The organism is Endozoicomonas sp. ALB032 (genome assembly GCF_049310125.1).
GTDB lineage: Bacteria > Pseudomonadota > Gammaproteobacteria > Pseudomonadales > Endozoicomonadaceae > Endozoicomonas_A.
Genome location: NZ_JBLYNW010000001.1, coordinates 5844418 through 5863786 on the forward strand (window position 1 = coordinate 5844418; position 19369 = coordinate 5863786).

General features: G+C 45.0%; 18 protein-coding genes. 2 read left to right on the plus strand and 16 right to left on the minus strand.

Annotation, left to right across the window (positions count from 1 at the left end):
• Position 1: 1 nt before the first annotated feature.
• The 9 genes from ACO6VG_RS21730 to folC form a co-directional block, all read right to left on the minus strand.
• Positions 2 to 2215 carry a bi-domain-containing oxidoreductase gene (locus tag ACO6VG_RS21730; RefSeq protein WP_422475643.1) on the minus strand — a complete coding sequence of 738 codons (2214 nt, stop codon included), beginning with the start codon at positions 2213 to 2215 and terminating at the stop codon, positions 2 to 4.
• Positions 2216 to 2217: 2 nt separating this feature from the next.
• On the minus strand, positions 2218 to 4197 hold the full coding sequence (locus ACO6VG_RS21735; protein WP_422475645.1) for an alginate lyase family protein: 1980 nt from the start codon (positions 4195 to 4197) through the stop codon (positions 2218 to 2220).
• A 77-nt stretch (positions 4198 to 4274) separates the two neighbouring features.
• The gene (gene wecC, locus ACO6VG_RS21740) at positions 4275 to 5525 is read right to left on the minus strand and encodes a UDP-N-acetyl-D-mannosamine dehydrogenase (RefSeq protein WP_422475647.1); all 1251 of its coding nucleotides are present in this window, start codon (positions 5523 to 5525) and stop codon (positions 4275 to 4277) included.
• An 87-nt stretch (positions 5526 to 5612) separates the two neighbouring features.
• Positions 5613 to 6731, minus strand: coding sequence for a non-hydrolyzing UDP-N-acetylglucosamine 2-epimerase (gene wecB / locus ACO6VG_RS21745; RefSeq protein WP_422134206.1), 1119 nt, complete (start codon positions 6729 to 6731; stop codon positions 5613 to 5615).
• Between the two features lie 97 nt (positions 6732 to 6828).
• Positions 6829 to 7167, minus strand: a complete 339-nt coding sequence (locus tag ACO6VG_RS21750) for a hypothetical protein (RefSeq protein ID WP_422134207.1) — start codon at positions 7165 to 7167, stop codon at positions 6829 to 6831.
• A 27-nt stretch (positions 7168 to 7194) separates the two neighbouring features.
• Positions 7195 to 7320, minus strand: a complete 126-nt coding sequence (locus ACO6VG_RS21755) for a hypothetical protein (RefSeq protein WP_422134208.1) — start codon at positions 7318 to 7320, stop codon at positions 7195 to 7197.
• A complete protein-coding gene (locus ACO6VG_RS21760; RefSeq protein WP_422134209.1) occupies positions 7317 to 7598 on the minus strand; it encodes a nucleotidyltransferase family protein in 282 nt (93 codons plus the stop codon). The genes ACO6VG_RS21755 and ACO6VG_RS21760 overlap by 4 nt, the downstream gene beginning before the upstream one ends.
• 167 nt (positions 7599 to 7765) lie before the next feature.
• Positions 7766 to 8086, minus strand: coding sequence for a nucleotidyltransferase domain-containing protein (locus tag ACO6VG_RS21765; protein WP_422475651.1), 321 nt, complete (start codon positions 8084 to 8086; stop codon positions 7766 to 7768).
• Positions 8087 to 8677: 591 nt separating this feature from the next.
• On the minus strand, positions 8678 to 9976 hold the full coding sequence (folC, locus tag ACO6VG_RS21770; RefSeq protein ID WP_422475653.1) for a bifunctional tetrahydrofolate synthase/dihydrofolate synthase: 1299 nt from the start codon (positions 9974 to 9976) through the stop codon (positions 8678 to 8680).
• Between the two features lie 101 nt (positions 9977 to 10077).
• Between folC and ACO6VG_RS21775 the strand changes: the two genes are divergently transcribed.
• A complete protein-coding gene (locus ACO6VG_RS21775; RefSeq protein WP_422134212.1) occupies positions 10078 to 10512 on the plus strand; it encodes a DUF29 domain-containing protein in 435 nt (144 codons plus the stop codon).
• A 75-nt stretch (positions 10513 to 10587) separates the two neighbouring features.
• Here ACO6VG_RS21775 and accD read toward each other — a convergent pair whose 3' ends face one another.
• The 7 genes from accD to truA all read right to left on the minus strand — a co-directional run bounded on the left by accD (position 10588) and on the right by truA (position 17560).
• A complete protein-coding gene (gene accD / locus ACO6VG_RS21780) occupies positions 10588 to 11517 on the minus strand; it encodes an acetyl-CoA carboxylase, carboxyltransferase subunit beta (protein WP_422134213.1) in 930 nt (309 codons plus the stop codon).
• An 88-nt stretch (positions 11518 to 11605) separates the two neighbouring features.
• A complete protein-coding gene (gene trpA, locus ACO6VG_RS21785; protein WP_422137120.1) occupies positions 11606 to 12409 on the minus strand; it encodes a tryptophan synthase subunit alpha in 804 nt (267 codons plus the stop codon).
• Positions 12410 to 12426: 17 nt separating this feature from the next.
• Entirely contained in the window at positions 12427 to 13641 is a 1215-nt protein-coding gene (gene trpB, locus ACO6VG_RS21790; RefSeq protein ID WP_422134214.1) for a tryptophan synthase subunit beta, read from the minus strand.
• The gene (locus tag ACO6VG_RS21795) at positions 13638 to 14249 is read right to left on the minus strand and encodes a phosphoribosylanthranilate isomerase (RefSeq protein ID WP_422134215.1); all 612 of its coding nucleotides are present in this window, start codon (positions 14247 to 14249) and stop codon (positions 13638 to 13640) included. The genes trpB and ACO6VG_RS21795 overlap by 4 nt, the downstream gene beginning before the upstream one ends.
• A gap of 269 nt (positions 14250 to 14518) precedes the next feature.
• The gene (locus ACO6VG_RS21800; protein WP_422134216.1) at positions 14519 to 14653 is read right to left on the minus strand and encodes a KTSC domain-containing protein; all 135 of its coding nucleotides are present in this window, start codon (positions 14651 to 14653) and stop codon (positions 14519 to 14521) included.
• Positions 14654 to 15111: 458 nt separating this feature from the next.
• The gene (locus ACO6VG_RS21805) at positions 15112 to 16284 is read right to left on the minus strand and encodes an RNA-guided endonuclease InsQ/TnpB family protein (protein WP_422134217.1); all 1173 of its coding nucleotides are present in this window, start codon (positions 16282 to 16284) and stop codon (positions 15112 to 15114) included.
• 472 nt (positions 16285 to 16756) lie between these two features.
• Positions 16757 to 17560 (minus strand): tRNA pseudouridine(38-40) synthase TruA, encoded by an 804-nt coding sequence (gene truA, locus ACO6VG_RS21810; RefSeq protein WP_422134218.1) that lies wholly within the window; start codon positions 17558 to 17560, stop codon positions 16757 to 16759.
• A gap of 380 nt (positions 17561 to 17940) precedes the next feature.
• Between truA and ACO6VG_RS21815 the strand changes: the two genes are divergently transcribed.
• Positions 17941 to 19212, plus strand: coding sequence for a hypothetical protein (locus ACO6VG_RS21815; protein ID WP_422475657.1), 1272 nt, complete (start codon positions 17941 to 17943; stop codon positions 19210 to 19212).
• Positions 19213 to 19369 lie beyond the last annotated feature (157 nt).

Sequence of the window (19369 nt, forward strand, 5' to 3'; positions counted from 1 at the left end):
CTTAACAATCACCAGCAGATGTTTGCTCGGCATCGGATTCCATGATTCTTTGACGTTCAATAAAATCAGCAAGAATAATTGTTGTACCAGTTTTTCCTGAAACAATAGCAGCCTCTGATATAGCCGTGGCCCAAAGCCCGGCTAAAGCATCTGCACCTTGCCCAAGATGGCCTGACTTAGCTGAAACCACAAAATCTTCCATGGCTTCCTTTTGGCCTTTATTGTCTTGATAGCTGCGTTTTTTTTCCACCCTGCATCCAAAAGCATTTATATTTTTGTAATCATTAATGACAACACTTCGACCATTCCCATACAATTCAAAAAACTCTTTTCCCTGCGAAACATTACCCAATGTGACGTAATTTATATTGGCTACAGAACCATTTTCATAGCGAATAGAAATGCTTGCATCAGGATTAAGTGGACCTGGCTCACCTACAAACTGAGCACTTATTGCAACCGGTTTACTATCCATCAACCAAGTGGCAAGATCAAAGAAATGTACACCTTCGCCAACTAAGCGCCCACCTTCGGACAAAGTATTCGACCAATGCTGCCCTATATTTCCAACATTTATCCGTGCATTCAAAACCTTTTGCCCAGCACCTACTGCCTTCTTCATATTTATTAACATAGGTGAAAAACGACGGTTGAAACCCACCCGTACTATTCTCTTTGATTCATTTTGTGCATCAATAATACGCAAACAGTCCGTAGTTTTTGTCGCCATAGGCTTTTCTACGAAAACATCTTTTCCTGACTTTAGAGCTTTAATGACCAACTCTGCATGACTAGAATGACGAGTTGAGATAACAACAGCATCAATATCTTCGTCTTCCAAAATTTTATTGATATTAGAAGTAGCATAAGATGCTTTCACTTTCTTTGCAGTCACTGCTGCTGAGCTTCCGGTTTTACTGGCAACCGCTCTTATTTCGACATCACTAATTTTAAGAAGGTTAGGTACATGTATATTTCTTGCATAAGCACCAACACCGATTAAACCTACATCCAATTTTTTTTTATTCGTTGACTCCACTTCATATTTTATCGTATCAAAATGGGTAGGTAATTCTGGTTTTTCAGGCAAAAGGTAATCCAACAAAACACCATAAACAGAACCACCTCCCGATTTAACTAGTGAATATGCTTGTTTTGCCTCACCGATTCCAATCTTAGAAGTAATAAGATCTGATAGGTCCAGCCTACCTTCAGCTAATAGATTTATAAAGAACTCAAGATTTCGCCTTTCAGTCCAACGAACGTAGGGTAATGGGTAATCATGTCCTTCTAATTCATATTCTCTATCATAGCGACCAACACCATAGGAACAAGATAAGCGAACTTCTAGTTCTTTGGCATACATTTTCGCTCTCTGAAGGCCCAGCCCTATATCACCAACAACAGACACCCTGCCACGTCTGCGACACATTTCAAATGTCTGATTTATTAAAACATTGGATTTTGATGAAGCGCAAAGTACAACACCATCTATACCAGCGTTGACTGTTAGAGAAGCTATTTCAGCAACCGGATCTGTGGTTGCAGAATTTATAACTGTGACTGCATTACCGTATTTAGCTGCCTGATTAACTCGTTTGTCATCGATGTCAAAACCATAAGCACGGTATCCCATTGCTGTTGCTAGTCTAAGAGTTATCTGACCAATTAGGCCAAGTCCCACAATAGCAACAGACTCGCCGGGTGAAAGCTCTAATCGCCTAATACCTTGCATGCCAATACATGCTATGGCGGAAAAAGCAGCTTGCTCTAATGGAACGGAGTCAGGAACAACTACAGCAAGGTTTCTGGGAATAGCTACATATTCGGCATGATTGGCAAAACCGGTACCCATACAAGCAACACGTTGCCCTACCTTAAAGCCAAGCTCTTCATTTTCAACCTCTAGTACAACACCAGATGAGCAATAGCCTAGTGGCGTATAATCCCCTAACTTATTTTTAATCAGCTCTACAGTATTACTTAAACCCAGATTCTGAGCCATATTCCAAACCTGCCCAAGCTTATCACTTGAGTTTATGGCCTTTTCGTATAGTCCTTTAACACCAGTGCTCTGAGTTACGGCAGCACCTTCTGTCCCTGTACTGATCAGAGAGAATGCATTCCGAACGAGTATCCCGCCACGTAATTTTTGAGGGACAGGCGCTTCTATGACATCAACCTGACCTTGACCTGAAAGAAAAACTTGCTTCATGTTCAAACTTTCTCAAGAGATTTCCTAATACAGAACCGAAAGTAATTTTTGTCTGATGCTAAGCCAGTTTCGGTATAAATCACTGAACCTTCTTTTTCTATTCCATACCCAGTACTAAAAGGTTCTTTTAATTCAGTAAAAGGTAAATCACCAACCATTTCGATTTTAATATCATTACTGCCAAAAGCCATATAATTATTGACAACACTGAGATTCTTACAATCCCCAAGCGGGTAATGCCAACACGCCTTTACATCGTCGCTTGGCACAGTAATTTCATCATCTATGATGAGGCTTTGCATGAGTGCATCGACAGTAAAACGCCGAGCAATATAACTACCATGTTCTATTCGACAATAACCATTGTGGCCTGCGCTTATAACAGCACCATATTGACTTTTTGTTACTGTTACATTTTTTGGTAAAGCATCATTTTCAATGGTCCAATACCCTGTGATACAGGCAATTTCTTTATTGTACAGTTGAATAGTTGAATGTTTAGATGTACTACGGTATCGCTCCTTTTTAACTAGATCTGCAGTATAGCCAGGACATCCAGGGTCAATAACAACATTTAATCCATCTATACAAAGCTCAAAAGACAGTAAGTCATTATGTCCATGACCACCTCGACCATTCATTCCAACTTCGCCAACATCGACCATAAAGAAAAAGTCGTTACTTTTGTTCCGAACGATTGTATATCCACCTTCAGGAAATTCTAATACCTCAACACCAGATGCTTTCTTACCATAACTTTCAACTTCCCCTACTATAAAAAGTGCAGCTAGATTATCAGCATCGTTATAAATAGTCGTACCAATAGGTTTTTTTAGCCATGATCTGGTGAGTTCGACTACTGATCCGTGACTTCGTGGACTTTCAAATACAAATGGTAAAGCCACTGCATCGTCATTATCTCCGAAGTTTGCGCCTAAACCATCTGCACGTGTGATACTTTGACTAAAAAAAGCTGCTTTTTTTAAGCGATGATGCGCTTTTCTAGTCAGGGGGGCGCCATATTTTTCTAAAGCTATAGCAGCCAGTACAAACAATTCAGTGACCAGCTTATGATAACCACATGATTTTTCAAAATTGACCCCATCAGGTAAAAACTGAAGAAAAACCTCCTTCTCTAGCCAGCTTTCAACGTATCGATACCATTTATGAGATGCTTCAGAATATTTATTAAGTATCAAAAAGCCATACAACAAAGCCACAAGATTTGCCGTAAAGTGATTACCACGAACATCAGTAAACTCTCTATTAATCCAGACAAACTCACTATGTTCTCGTATCATAACGAGCAATATTTTATGTATTTTTATGAGCTCTTTTCTTGACCCATTTTCTTTTTGTTCAAATAACAACAACACAAAATCATAAATGAAGGCCAAGTTAATCAAGCGCATGGAAGCTTCCATCGGATACCAATTCACGCTACCAGCCAAAGGATTTTCTTGTCTCCATCGACTCAACAAATTAAAAACCCATACTAAAATTGATTTATCTGCACCATTGATTGTTTGCCAAGCCATTACTGGCACTAAATAATAAAGTCTGGATAGCTCCCATGGAAACTTAACATCGTATGCGATACTTTTTTCTTCGTAGAAGGAATAGTTTTTGAAGTATGTTGGTTTCCATTGATAGCCAAAACGCCAATCCTCTGAAAAATTGCAAACACTGAGATCAGGCGCGGCGTTACCAAAAATATCGAATTTAGATTTTAATACATTTTGGGTAATTTCCTTCAAAAAAATTTTCTGATTCTCATTTAATAAAGGTATTTTCTTATTCAGTATTATAGGATCTGAGCATATATCATGTTTTGACAGACGCTCGCATCTTACTACTATTTTTTTCCACCCACTAGAATAGTGCAGCCACTGTAACTGAAAACTTTGCTTGAATCTAAAAAATAAAACAGGCAGAGGTTTTTTTACAGCCCGCTGCATGAGACTCAATGTTTTTAATATCATTTAAATTTCAACTTAATATCAGGAGATTCTTCTCATATAATAAATATTTAATCATCACCCATTCTCAACAATGTTAATTACCAGAATCCTTTAGTATCAACGATGTATGTAACTGACGGTCTGAATTTCTTAAATTGATAATGATCAACCAACAAAACATAAACATCAGCTTTAGCAAAAGCAGTATCCAGATTCACCAGTTCAAAGTCTTCATTCAAACTATCAACATTTGGCTCCACAGCAACAATCTTACAATTCAGGCTGTTAACTAACTCTCTAGTAATTTGCAGCGCCGGGCTTTCTCGCAAATCATCAATATCAGGCTTAAAGGCCAAACCAAAACAGGCAATGGTGACCTCAACCATTTTTTTTCCGGGATGGTCTGCCAGAAACTGATCCACCTTCTCTTTTACTTTTTCAATGACCCAAGCCGGTTTATTTTCGTTTACTACTCTTGCCTGTCGGATCAATTTAGCTGTTTCCGGCGTTTTACTAACAATAAACCATGGATCAACAGCAATACAGTGCCCCCCCACCCCCGGACCGGGCTGAAGTATATTCACCCTTGGGTGTCGGTTAGCCAAAGCGATCAATTCCCAGACGTTGATATCCAGCTCATCGCAGATTATTGAAAGTTCGTTGGCAAAAGCTATGCCTACATCTCTACTGGCATTCTCTGTGAGTTTGGCCATTTCAGCAGTTCGGGCTGTGGTAGTAATACATTCACCCATTACAAACGCACGGTAGAGTTCTATAGCTTTTTCCGAACTCGCTCTATTTATGCCACCAATAACTCTGTCGTTTTCTACCAGTTCTTTTACCACGTAACCCGGCAAAACCCGTTCAGGGCAATGGGCGATAAACAAGTCACCACTCTGCTTTTCATTAAGTGGTACCAGTAGATCTGGTCTGGCTTCTGCTATCCAATTCGCCATTTGTTCTGTGGCACCCACCGGTGAAGTGGATTCCAGCACAACCAAGTCGCCTTTTTTAAGTACCGGAGCAATGGCTTTAGTTGCCGATTCAATATAAGAAAGGTCTGGCTCATAACCCTCTTTGAAAGGAGTCGGTACTGCCACCAGAAAAGCATCAGCAGGTTCCGGTGTTATTGTTGCCCGCAGATAACCAGCAGTAACAGCTGCACTCACCAGCATGTCCAGGTCGGGCTCAACAATATGGATTTTACCGTCGTTGATGGTGTCAACGGCCAGCTGGTTCACGTCTACCCCGATAACGTTCATCTTGCGGGAAGCAAACATGGCCGCTGTAGGTAGGCCTATATAACCGAGACCTATTACTGAAACAGTTTTAAATGTTGAGTCATGCATTGTTTTTATATCCAGGAATGGGTAACTTTTGTCCTAAACCAGCCCACACGAAATGCCGCAATATGGCAGCAAAAAAGAAGATGTGAATTATGAATTGATCAGATGACCGATAATTCTGTCGCTGGCTTTACCATCCCCGTAAGGGTTCTGGGCTTTGCTCATTTTTTCGTAGATTTTGCTGTCATTCAGCAAAGTAGTGATGGTTTCAATAATTTTTGAGGAATCCGTTCCGACTAATTTAACGGTACCTGCCGTTACTGCCTCTGGACGCTCTGTTGTGTCACGCATTACCAATACTGGCTTACCAAGGGACGGAGACTCTTCCTGAATTCCACCAGAATCGGTCAGGATAATATCCGAACGGTTCATTAACCAAACAAAAGGCAAATAGTCCAATGGTTCAATCAAATAGATATTATCAATATCACTCAACAACCGATTAACGGGTTCCCTGACATTTGGATTCAAATGTACCGGGTAAATGATCTGTACGTCGGGTTCCTGCTTGGCTATTACTGCCAGTGCTTCACAAATGCGCTCGAAGCCATCACCAAAACTTTCCCTGCGATGTCCGGTAACCAGAATAATCCTGGAATTGTCGGCAATAAAAGCAAACTGATCAGAGAAACATGATTTAAGCTCATGATCATTTTCCAGTTTATTTTTTACCTCCAACAGCGCATCAATGACTGTATTACCGGTAATCAGAATATTCTCTTCCGCAATGTTCTCGGTCAGCAAATTAGCTTTTGCACTTTCGGTGGGCGCAAAGTGCCATTTTGCAAGTGCTCCGGTAATTTTTCGGTTCGCCTCCTCTGGCCACGGTGAATACAAATCTCCGGTTCTGAGGCCTGCTTCAACGTGCCCCACGGGTATTTGCTGATAAAATGCAGCTAATGAAGTAGCCAAAGTTGTTGTAGTATCACCGTGTACCAAGACTGCATCTGGCTTACACTCGTGGAGAACGGATTCCATACCTTTTAGAATATTGCTGGTTATATCCGTCAGTGATTGGCCCGGCAGCATGACATTTAGATCATAATCTGGCTCTATTTCAAATAGCTTCAATACTTGGTCAAGCATTTCCCGATGTTGTGCTGTCACACAAACTCGGGCTTCAATTTTGGGATGTGAATATAATGCTTTGACGACAGGCGCCATTTTAATGGCTTCAGGACGTGTACCAAAAACGATTAGAAGTTTCATGATTTTCCTTAATCCGGAAAATGGCACCGTATCCAAACGGTGACTTTCAAGGGAGATATCGTCTATTTATGCAGTTGAATCAGAGTATTGCATAGCACTAACCACCACCATACCGCCGACAATACCCCCTAACCTTTTCAGCAACATCAAGCAAAACTGGCGTAAATGTGAGAACTTTGGAAAAAATCCGGCTCAAAGCCTCCGGCTGGTATTCATGGGCAATACTGTTTCTAAGCTCACGAATTTCTATAAATTCAATGGTGTTATCAATCAGACCTTTTTTCTCAGCGCGGTTGATTCTGTCGCGAACGGTACCCCCGTGCTCCACGTCTATGACGTCGATCAAACGGAATATTTTTTGTAGTAAGATGTCGTTAAAACGAGCAAAGCGAGCGGTGAGGGATTCAAATTTTTCCAGATCTTCAAGGTCTGGCATACTTCCCTTTTCTAGATTTACAGTCTTTCAGCGAGCCAAAGACCATTTGAGCAACTCCTCCATCTGCCTCATGCTTTCCAGCTGCTGCTGCAATAACAAGAACTGGTCTTCTTTTATTGCTACTTGTTGCTTGCCGACTTTACCTTCACTCACAGAGAAACACCTTCAGCCAATGCTATTCGAGTAAACGGATCGGAATCATCAGCGGCAATGACCAAGTCTATTTTCTGCTCACCCAGCTTTTCGTAGAGCGCCAACCTGATCCTCATTTTATCGTCAGGATTCAACTTATCTGAAAGAATCAGTAAGTCTATATCCCCACCTCTGACCTGATCATCAACCCTTGAACCAAAAAGCCAAATTTCGGCATCTGGGTCAAACTGCTGAATAGCTGACACAATAGCTTTACGCTCAGATTCACTCAGCCGCACTGGGCACTCCCTCAACCATCGCTTTTATATCAGACACCGGCTCTTTATCACCTTTGTTACAATCTTTTCACTTCGCCCATCACCCACTCAAGGCGCAAAGCATGACGGTCACAAATCCAAAGAGTGCGCCCAATGACGTCTACAAATTGTCTACCGCTACTCATTCCTTACCCTGCTCTGCTGCCACTCAGTTGAATCCCGGTATTTCTGGCTTCATGATGAATCGCTTCTCGGTGTTTTCCTCGTCGATAAATAACCAGGTCAATTTTCTGGTCACCGATGTGCTGCTTGATGTCCACCAGGCTATGGAGTTTAGCATCAAAAACCGCTTCCGGACTTTGCAGGTCGGTTTCTATATAGAGGTCAATATCACCGCCACGCTGATTATCATCAACTCTGGAGCCAAAAAGCCAGATATCAGTTTTTGCATCAAAGTAATGCTGAAGCACGTTGCAAATATGGTCTGCATGTTCGCTTGTGATTCTCAATGGTATTGACCTCTCGCTATTATCTATTAAGCAAGCATTCCGGAATTTTCAGGGCTCATACCACAGGCAGTCTTTTCATACCCGTTCAAGCAATATCCAGCAGGGTGAGTGTAGCTGCAACAGTTGATTCTGTCTCTGATGGTGCCGACATCATCAAGGTCAATAGTATCAATCAGGCGGAATATTTTTTGTAACGAATGTCACTAATACAGGCAAAACGATCAGTATCAATCTGTCGAATAAAAGTCACAATGGCTTGCTGCTACGATTCAGTCAATCGCACTGTGCTCTCTCTCAATCATTGTTTTTAGAAACGCTACCGCCCTCCAGATAACACCTCCCTCTGAAAAGCAGCTTAAAAACCGTCTAATTTTTATTCACCACACAACCACTGACGGGCACGCAAAAACCAGGCAACCGTTAGCCAAGAGCCTTCTCTAGATGTCATGAAGTAGCACAACAAGAGTACCAGTTATACATACACTGACAAGTACCTGTCACCCAAAACACACGTCTAAATACAAATATTTTTATAAAAATACCCATGAGCACGTAACACTCATGCCAGAATTCTTATTTAAAAAGGAATACCTAACTGTCAATGCTCAAAATTGCACCAACCGTCAAAAATGAACCAACAACAAGCACTCTGTCACTGGCTGTTGACTCTTCTTTAAGTTGCTGGAAACCTTGTTCTGCATTGTCAGCGATGACAGGCAGACCAGAATATCTGGCCACTGCTTCACTGAGATCGGCTTTATTAAGTGCTCTGGGTGAGTCGAAATCAGCAACAACCCACTCATCTACCACTTCAGACAGTGACTCAATCACTCCGTGATAATCCTTGTCTTTATAGATAGCTATCAGTGCACGAGTCTTCCCTGATACCGGGTCTGACTTCAGGCACTCCGCCAGCTTTGCTGCTGCCTGGGGATTATGAGCAACATCGAAAACAATCTGAACTTCCTCCCCGCTTTTATTAGTCTCAAGGACTTTTTCATAGCGACCAGGGAGGTGCGATGCTTTTAAACCTTCTACGATGGCATCACGGCTTACCACTTCAGGTAAAAACTGAATCGCTTGCAGAGCAGTAGCAGCGTTATCAATGACTAACGCAGGCACAGGGAGGTCAACATAATCAATACAATCACCCGTTTTGTTCAAACCTTTCCAACTCCATGTTCTGTCTTCTTCTGTTAACTCGAACTCTTTATCTCTTCTGTAAAGAGCTGACTCCAGTCTGACAGCTTGATCGACGATACTGTTTGGTGTCTCCACACCACCAAATATTGCTGGTTTTTCAGAGCGAAAAATTCCTGCTTTTTCTTTTGCTATCGCTTCAATACTGTAACCCAGCCAGTCCTGATGATCCAACCCTACTGTTGTAATAATTGAAATATCGGGCTCAATCATGTTGGTGGCATCGAGACGACCGCCAAGTCCAACTTCCATGAGAGCGATATCTACTTTTTCTTTCCTGAACACATCGACGGCCAACAGGACTGCGAACTCGAAATAGGATAGCCAGTCACCACCCAGCCCGTCATTTACTTTTTGAAAAGAGTCACAGAGGCTTGCATCGCTCGCTTCAACACGATTAACTTTAATTCGCTCATTAAATCTGCGTAGATGCGGAGAGGTGTAAACGCCGACCTTATAACCAGCCGCCAGGAGAATGGACTCTAGAATAGCGACCGTTGATCCCTTGCCATTGGTACCACCTACCGTGATTACGAGCGGAGCGGGTTTGATAAGATCCAGTCTTTCGGCCACCTTTCTGATTCTGTCCAATCCAAGTTCCATTTCGTGTTCAGGCCGGGTGTTTTCCAACCAGTCAAGCCAATCAGACAGCTGCTCGAAGGGAGGCTGACTGTTTTGCTGGTATGTCATGCAGGGATTCCTTGGTAGTACATCGTGAAGGACGAATGGTTGCATATTTGCCCAAATCATTCTATATCTTGCTCTGGATGAATCCTTTATGAGGCAATTCGATGACTCAGCAGCTTTACGAAACTGATTTTTATAGCTGGACGCAGCAACAAGCCAACTTAATCCGTCAGGGTCGACTGGGAGAACTGGATTTGGATAACATTCTCGAGGAAATCGAAAGCATGGGCAGAAGTGAATATCGCCAGCTTAGTCATCGACTGGACGTATTGCTAATACATCTTTTGAAGTGGAAATATCAACCCGTAAACAGGAGCACATATTGGCAAGGCTCAGTTGAAGAACAACGGTACCGTCTGAAAAAACTCATCAAGGAAAACCCCGGACTCAAACCCAAATTCCCTGAGATCTTTGCTGAAGCTTATAACGCTGCGAAGATCACAGCATTCAAGGAAACGGGCCTGCAAGAAGCCACATTCCCAACACAATGCGAGTGGCGCTTTGAACAGGTGATCAATGATGAATTTTGGCCAGACTAGCTTATCGATTCATTACTAGAGACTTTCAACTCCCTCCCTCAAGGAAGGCATGATTTTCTTTATTCTAATCACACCTCACCCAGCCGCTGAAATCACCTCTTCCTCAACTGTACTAAAGTCTGAATCCGGCTCAGCGGGCGCAGGGCCCATCCCCTGCATTTTTCTACAAAGTCGAGCAATCGTCGAACGCATATCGCCTCGATCAACAATCATATCGATGGCACCATGCTCTAGCAGAAACTCGCTGCGCTGGAAGCCTTCCGGCAACTTTTCACGAACGGTCTGTTCGATTACCCGTGGACCGGCAAAACCGATCAAGGCGCCAGGCTCGGCAATATTCACATCACCCAACATTGCCAGAGAGGCAGACACACCGCCATAAACTGGATCTGTCAACACTGAGAAATAAGGTACCGCGCGTTGTTTCATACGCTCCAGTGCCGCACTGGTTTTAGCCATCTGCATCAGGGAGAACAAGGCTTCCTGCATACGAGCGCCGCCACTGGCAGAAAAACACACAAAAGGAATCTTGAGTTCCAGGCTCAGCTCTGCCGCACGGGCAAACTTCTCGCCAACAACAGAACCCATTGACCCACCCATAAAGCTGAATTCAAATGCCACAGCGACCACAGGCAAGCCATCAAGCTGGCCCTTCATGGCCACCAGAGCATCTTTTTCCCCCGTCTGCTTTTGGGCCGATGACAGGCGATCCTTGTATTTCTTTGAATCCCGGAACTTGAGCTTATCGACAGGCTCTATCTCAGAGAACAGCTCTTCTGTGCTGTTTTTATCCAGAAAATACTGCAGACGCTTTCGGGCACCGATGCGCATGTGATGATTACATTTTGGACAAACGTATAAATTTCTCTCAAGCTCTGGACGATACAATACCGACTCACACTTAACACACTTGCGCCACAATCCTTCTGGCACATTGCTGCTCTTCTGCTGACTCGCAGAGCGTGACAGCGAAGGTATCAGTTTGTCGACTAGCCAGTTACTCATTCACGCTTCCTGTCTGTTAGCAAGACTGAAAGGGGGCACCTGAATATTCAGGGCAATCCCCCATTTTCTATCGCCTTAATTCATTGGGTTAACCTTTATCCATTGCCTGACGCATGGCTTCCAGATGGTCAGAAACCCGGTCGATAGCACCATCCCCCTGGCTTTCATAATTAGCCAGCTCAGAGACCAGCAGGGACCCTACTACCACACCATCCGCAACCGAAGAAATGGCGGCGGCAGACTCACCATCACGAATACCAAATCCTACCCCTACAGGCAGATCGGTAAACCCTTTGATGTGAGCCACTCTGGACTGAACGCTGTCCAGATCCAGCTTGTTCGAGCCTGTGACTCCCTTTACAGAAACGTAATATACGAACCCTGAAGCAACAGAACAGATCTTTTGAATACGCTCATCGGTGGTAGTCGGCGTAATCAGGTTGATCATATCAATCTGTCTGGGCTTTAAATGCTCAACCAGATCACCGGCAAACTCCGCAGGCAGATCAACAATCAGTACACCGTCTACACCGGCTTCAGCTGCCCGGGTAGCAAACGCCTCATAACCCATGATTTCAACCGGGTTCAGGTAGCCCATCAGGACAATCGGTGTATTATTATCGTTTTCCCTGAAGCGAGTTACCATTGAAAAAACGTCATTCAATGTAACACCTTGTGATAATGCCCGCTCGTGAGCCTCTGCAATCACCGGCCCGTCCGCCATGGGGTCAGAGAACGGAAACCCAAGCTCAATCAGGTTAGCACCACTGGCTACCATCTTGTGCATAACGTCTACGGTCTTACTGGCCGGATCACCCGCTGTTATGTAAGGCATCAGAGCCTTGTGACCTTCTGAAGACAATCGCTCAAAGCATGTTTTAATTCTCATAATGATTTCTCCTTGAATGCTTAGAACGTAAGTCCATCAATCTCGGCCACGGTGTGAATATCCTTGTCACCCCGACCAGACAGATTGACAAGAATAATCTGATCCTTTGCCATGGTGGGAGCCAGCTGCTCAACAAAAGCCAGGGCATGAGAACTCTCAAGCGCCGGCATAATACCTTCCATACGTGTCAGGCTTCTGAATGCCGCCAGGGCCTCATCATCTGTCACGCAAGGATACTCTGCACGACCCACAGTTCTGAGATGACTGTGCTCTGGCCCTACTCCCGGATAATCCAGTCCAGCCGATACAGAATAGCTCTCAGTTATCTGACCATCGTCGTCACACATCAGGAAACTGCGCTGCCCCTGGAAAACGCCCTGTCTTTCACCAGACATTCTTGCGGCATGCTCTCCAGACTCAACACCGTGACCACCGGCCTCAACACCGTAGATTTTGACGTCTTCATCCGGCAGGAATTCATAGAACAATCCCATAGCATTAGAGCCACCCCCCACACAGGCCACCAGCGCATCAGGCAGACGCTGAGTCATTTCCAGACATTGCCTGCGAGCCTCACGACCAATAACACTCTGAAAATTACGCACCATTTCCGGATACGGATGTGGACCACAAACCGTTCCCAGAATATAGAAGGTTTCTTCAGGACGGGTTACCCAGTCACGCAGTGCTTCGTTGATGGCATCTTTCAGTGTTTGAGAGCCGCTCTCGACCGGTACCACAGTGGCCCCAAGCAGCTTCATTCGGTAGACATTCAGCGCCTGTCGTTTTACGTCTTTAGCGCCCATGTAAACGATGCACTCCAGACCCAGTCTGGCAGCAACAGTAGCGGTAGCCACACCGTGCTGACCGGCACCGGTTTCAGCAATAATCCGCTTTTTTCCCATATGTTTGGCCAGCAGAGCCTGACCAATGGCATGATTGATCTTGTGGGCACCGGTATGATTCAGATCTTCACGTTTCAGGTAGATTTGAGCACCACCCAGACTTTCAGACCACCGCTCAGCATGATAGAGCGGTGAAGGCCTGCCTACGTAATGAGCCAGATCACGGTCAAAATCAGCCTGAAAATCCGGATCATTCCAAAGCTTCTTGTAGGTCGATTCCAGCTCTTCAAGGACACACATGAGCGTTTCAGCCACATAACGTCCACCAAAACGACCAAAATGGCCGGATTCATCCGGCAGTTCGTGCAACTTTTTATAATCTACAGTCATTGTTTTACCGCCTCGACAAAGGCTTTCATCTTTTCGGGGTCTTTACCCCTGTCATTCTCTACACCACTGCTGACATCGACAGCAAAGGGCGCAACCTGTTCTATGGCTTGCGAAACGTTCTCAGGATTCAGGCCACCCGCCAGAATAACAGGCTTATCCAGACTGTCGGGTATCAGCTGCCAGTCGAAGGCCTCACCGGTTCCACCGGGTATACCTTTACGATAAGAATCCAAAAGCAGACCACTGGCACCGGGATAAGCGGCAGCACTTTCCTCAACAGACGTCCCGGGACGTACTCTGAGTGCCTTGATATATCTTCTTCGCCATCGCTCACACTCCTGATCGGTCTCATTGCCATGAAACTGCAACAGATCCAGGGGGACCTGATCCAGAACGTTCCGGATAACCGCTTCCTCAGCGTCAACAAACAAACCCACCAGAGTGATGAAGGGTGGGACCGCACTGGCAATTTCTCGAGCCTTACCAACGGACACAAACCGCTTGCTGGGTGCATAAAACACCAAACCCAATGCATCGGCACCCGCATTAACCGCTTCAAGTGCTTCTTCTACAGAGGTGACTCCACAGACCTTGATCCGAGTCTTCAACGATACCTCTCCCGTATGTGCCTATTTCCAGTAAAGAACGCCTAAAGCATTCGATAACAGTGAACTCTCCCGGTCATCAGACAAACCGGTTAAATACGGCTTCTTTGATGAGTGAGCGATGGGAGTCATTGAACAGGATGCTTCCATACCCCTCCTCAAGGAGAAGGAAATTAAACAGGATCAGAAAGCAGAACGTGGATGTTAGCAGAAACAGCCGACCCTTGTCTCATAGTGAAGAGACAAGAGCCAAATCAAGAGTAAAGCTTATTTCAATTCAAACGCCTGGAAGGGTACTGTCCTCTGATGGCCAGATTGTAATAGCGACCGACAGATTCGGCAGACAGCAAATCCTGGTAAACGCTCTCAGGTACATCATAATATCGATAGAGACTGTCACTACCCACAAACTGGATTTAATGCTTTCTCAATAAACCGCTCAATATCATCACGAACACCATCTTGATTACTGTTCCTGCTAAACCTACCAAGACATCCTCACCAGGATAGGGTGGCAGATCAAATAACCAGCGGGTTTCGACAGATTGCAGACATTGCTCCCAGGAAAGACTTTCAAAGCGCTTGTTATTGTTCAATATCAGACAGTAGCGACTACCTCGAAACTGAAAACTCAAACGTTGCTGCAGGTACTGAACAGGATAAAGTATTCCGAATCTGCGCTCAGACGCTACCGGATAGAACTCTTTGCGCCATCTGAAAACATTCAGCGTTCTGCCTTCTAGAGAAACCACCTCCTCTTCATCTACCTCCCAGTCCTGCAGTCTGCTCTGATCACAAGAACGGGAATAGACCATCCTTCCACTGGTGACTGCTCCCCGCCCTGTCGGGCGAGGCTTCTGACTTCTCAGGCAGCAACCAGCAATGTGCCGGATTTACGCTTGCCTCCATCAGCAGAGACGGACAGACCTTCCGCCTTTAACTTCAAAATGCCTTGATGTTTTATGTTGATAGCGGCGTTAATATCCCGATCATGGGAAGCACCGCATTCACACGTCCATGATCTAGTTTTGAGCGGCATTTCCTCTCGCTTGCGACCGCAGCAGGAACAGGTTTTTGATGAGGCAAACCACTGGTCAATTTTCACCAGATGTTTACCGGCCTGTTTTGCTTTGTAGTCGAGCTTAGTCACAAGGGAGTGCCAACCTGCATCAGCAATGGATCGGGCAAGGCAATGGTTCTTGAGCATGTTCTTGACCTTCAGCGTCTCCACAATCACCGCTTGGTTTTCGTCAATGAGTTGTCTGGACAGTTTGTGCTGAAAATCATTACGGGCAAAAGTGACACGCTCATGCGCTTTTGCTACCAATAATCTGGCTTTGGCTCTGCCTTTAGAGCCTCTTTTGCATCGTGATAGTTTTTTCTGTTTTCGCTTCAGGTTGCGTTGGGCCTTTTCTATGAACCGTGGATTACTGATTTTTGACCCAGTGCTGGTAATGGCAATGTCTGTCAAACCGACGTCTACACCAACTATGTGAGAGCCTTGAAGATCGGTTATTGGTTTTGTTTCAGGCTTAGCATCTTCAGCCAGTACAGAAGCGTAAAACTTACCTGTCGGTGTTTTGCTTAGGGTAATCGACTTGATTTGTCCGTTAATCTCCCGGTGTATCCTTGCTTTAATTGGCGCGCACTTGGGTACTTTGATCCAGTCGTCACCTGTGGAAACAGAAGTGCAATGGTAGCTGCTTTGCTTACCATGCTTTGACTTGAAACGAGGAAAACGAGCTTGCAGCTTCGGATTAAAGAAGTTCTGAAATGCCTTGTCCAGATTGATAATGGACTGCTGCAAGGCAACCGAATCAGCTTCTTTCAACCATGAGTACTTTCGGCTTTTCTTGGCAATTACCAACAAGGGTTTCAAGTCTTTTTTCGGGGCAAGGTTCTGCTCTCGCACCTTGTAGTAATGATTCTTGATGACCAGAGCTTTATTCCAAACCTTACGCACAGCACCAAATTGACGGTTTAAAAAATCCGCCTGCTCTGGTGTTGGGTAGATGCGTACTTTAGTGGCTTTCAACATAACTCTTTACAAGTAAGTGCTCATTATTACAATGCCTGAAATAATATACTTATTACAGGTTATTTCAATTGACTGCGTACCAGCTTGCAGGCGGAACGCTCTGAGTTCCCGTCTTATATCCCCACCCGATTGAGGGTGTCGCAAAAGGTCAATTAAAACGCTTCAAGCTTCAAACCGTCATCTCCGCGAAGGCGGAGATCCACTGCTCGTGGTGGGTTCCCGCCTGCGCGGGAACGACAATCTTGATATATCCTGCTGACCATACCCTTTTGCGACACCCTCGATTGGGCGAGGGTTTACGACGATTTTGCTAAAACACAGACGATAAAGCCTGCTGTAGACCGATGTCGTTTTCTCATAATCCATCCCTGGTTGCCTATTTCCTTGGCTATAAAAATATCAATCGATAAAGACAAATGCTTTATATAATAAAAAGACCTCTTGCCAGCCCGATTGTCAAGTGACTTTCAGGTCACCAGGGCAGCGTCGAGGCTACGAAGAAAGGATTCGGTTCACTTTTTGGCAATTCGAAATCTGCCGGATAACCCACATCAACAAAATAAAGACCATGGGGCTTGGCTGTAGTACCTCCTTCAGAACGTTTTCGGGCCTCCAGCACTTCTTTTGCCCAGACCGGTGGTTTTCTGCCCGCACCAATTTCCAGAAGAACACCCGTGATGTTTCTTACCATATGATGAAGAAAAGCATTCGCCCTGACATCAATCACCACCATATCGCCATGTCTGTAGACATTCAGATGCTGAATTTCACGAACCGCATGTTTCGCCTGACACTGTACCGCCCGATAAGCATCAAAATCATGCTCACCAATAAGCTGCTGCCCGGCAATATTCATCAACTCTACATCCAGTGGCCGGTAGTAAAAGGTGACACCTTTAGGCAGGTGAGCGGGTCTCACCGGTCGATTAAGAATCACATAGCGATATCTGCGCCACAGTGCAGAATAGCGGGCATGAAAGTCTTCACTGACAGGCTGAACCCAGTTGAAGGAGATGTCATCCGGCAGGTTGGTATTCCCTCCAAATGTCCAACCATAACCACTACGAACGGACTCAGTATCAAAATGAATAATCTGGTTGCAACCATGCACCCCGGCATCCGTCCTTCCTGCACAAACGACAGAGACAGGATGATTGGCTACGTTCGACAACGCCTTTTCTACAGCAGCCTGAACCGAGGGAAGCCCTGACTTCAGACTCTGCCAACCATGGTAACGGGAACCATCGTATTGAACACTGGCAGCTAATCGCGGCATGAAAAATACTCACTCCATCCATTAAAGAGGCTGCTGCAAAACTCCAATAACTCATTTCCACGCTGGGACCAGGAGAGCCTTTGAGCATAGGTGCCAGAGTTTTACAACAGCCACTAAAAGGAGGGAAATTTATCAGGAGGCAGAAACAATTGGTAGGGCAGCAAGCCGAATAAACATAGGGTCCGCCTGGTTTTTAGACACTGAGACGCAATTTTTGGTACTCGAATGAAAAACACGTTTCTTTTCCAGATGCGTCACTTTCCTGGTCTATCTTTACTCCCTACAAAAACACAAATAGATGTAAGGATAGATTTTTGAAGAACCTACTCTCCAATAGATGCAATGACAGAGTTTTCAGAAAACCACTCTCTGCAGGTCTTATGCTGCTGTTACTCTCATTGCCCGCTATTTGCCAGGCCGAATCATTTAAAAGAGGCTTTGTTGTCGAGTTGCAGCAGGATGAAAGCTCTCCAACAGGCAGCTTTTCTATACTGCAAGACCCGCACACCTTAATGAGCACCCCGTCATACCTTACTGATATAAACGACTATGCAGAAGCAATTTTGCCGCCAGAAGAGAAAGCAGACAGACTTGGCTGCGGGGTAAAAACCTCCTTATTTGAGTCGATCTCGTGGAAATTGATTTACGCCACTCATTTTCTGGTTGCTTACGAACTGATTATAACCACCAGTGATGCTATGCTGAGCGCCAAACCTTATTCAGGGGTACCTGCAGAAGCGCTTGTCGCTGTCGGCTCACTTTTGCAAAGCTATTGGAACACCGATTCACCGCTATTCAATCCGATAGGGCAACTGCAGGCAAGTCAGGATGATCCGTTTGTGATCACCACGATGATGCTCCCCGGACGTGGTCAACAACAAAGTCAACAAAAAAGCCAGGAACCAAACCAGCCATCAGCATCACCCGGTCAGCAAGCCTCTCATTCAACCACGCTGCTTAAAGCCACTCTCACCTACCGTTCGGGCTCCGGTGACGGCAACAAAGGCCCCGAACAACAACAGCACACTTTGGGTTTAAATTGTCACGTCGACTCCTGTAATGGCGTTTGTAAACTACGACAATCATCTGATAGCGGCGAGTCATCAGAAGAGAGGTCGCTGAATGCCGCAGAAACTCCAACAAACCAAACTGCAGTGACACCAGAACAAAGCAAGCAATACGCACGAATGGGTGATCTCATTCAAGCCCTGCACGATCTTCAGCCGTACGCCCTTACAGCATCGTTTATCAAGCCGGAAAATGAACCGCAGGAGCAAAGAAGAGCCTACAAGAAGCAACCCAAGCGCTTACATAGCACCGTCAGCAGTCTGAATAGAAGAAGATCCAGTCTCTTCGAGCAACACCATTGTAATGAGACAGTGGTCAGGGCGGATGGCAAGGAGCACCGATGCGATCGGGTCTCAGTCAGCGCTTCAGCCCTCAAGCGTCACAAAAAAAGATTCCACACAGGGTCACAAACTTATGATGAGCCAGCGCTCGGAGAGGATGATCAACAACAGTCATGTGGAACAACCTTCGAGAACTGTGAACAGCTGCCCTATCAGACAGAAGCGCATCGAAAAGGCAAGCAACTTCCTGATACAAAGCAGAATGAAAATGACTTAAACCCTTCAGAAGAAAGCAAAGAGTGATCCAGCTTTCAGCCTCTATTAAAAGACACTTCCAGAATGAACAGGCAGCTCAAATATTATCTGGATTTTTTAACAGGGCAAAAAATGTCTGTTTTTTTGCCTTTGCTGCAATGCTGGTTAAACTTCTGACAGACACTCGTCGCCTGTTGCTTCAACC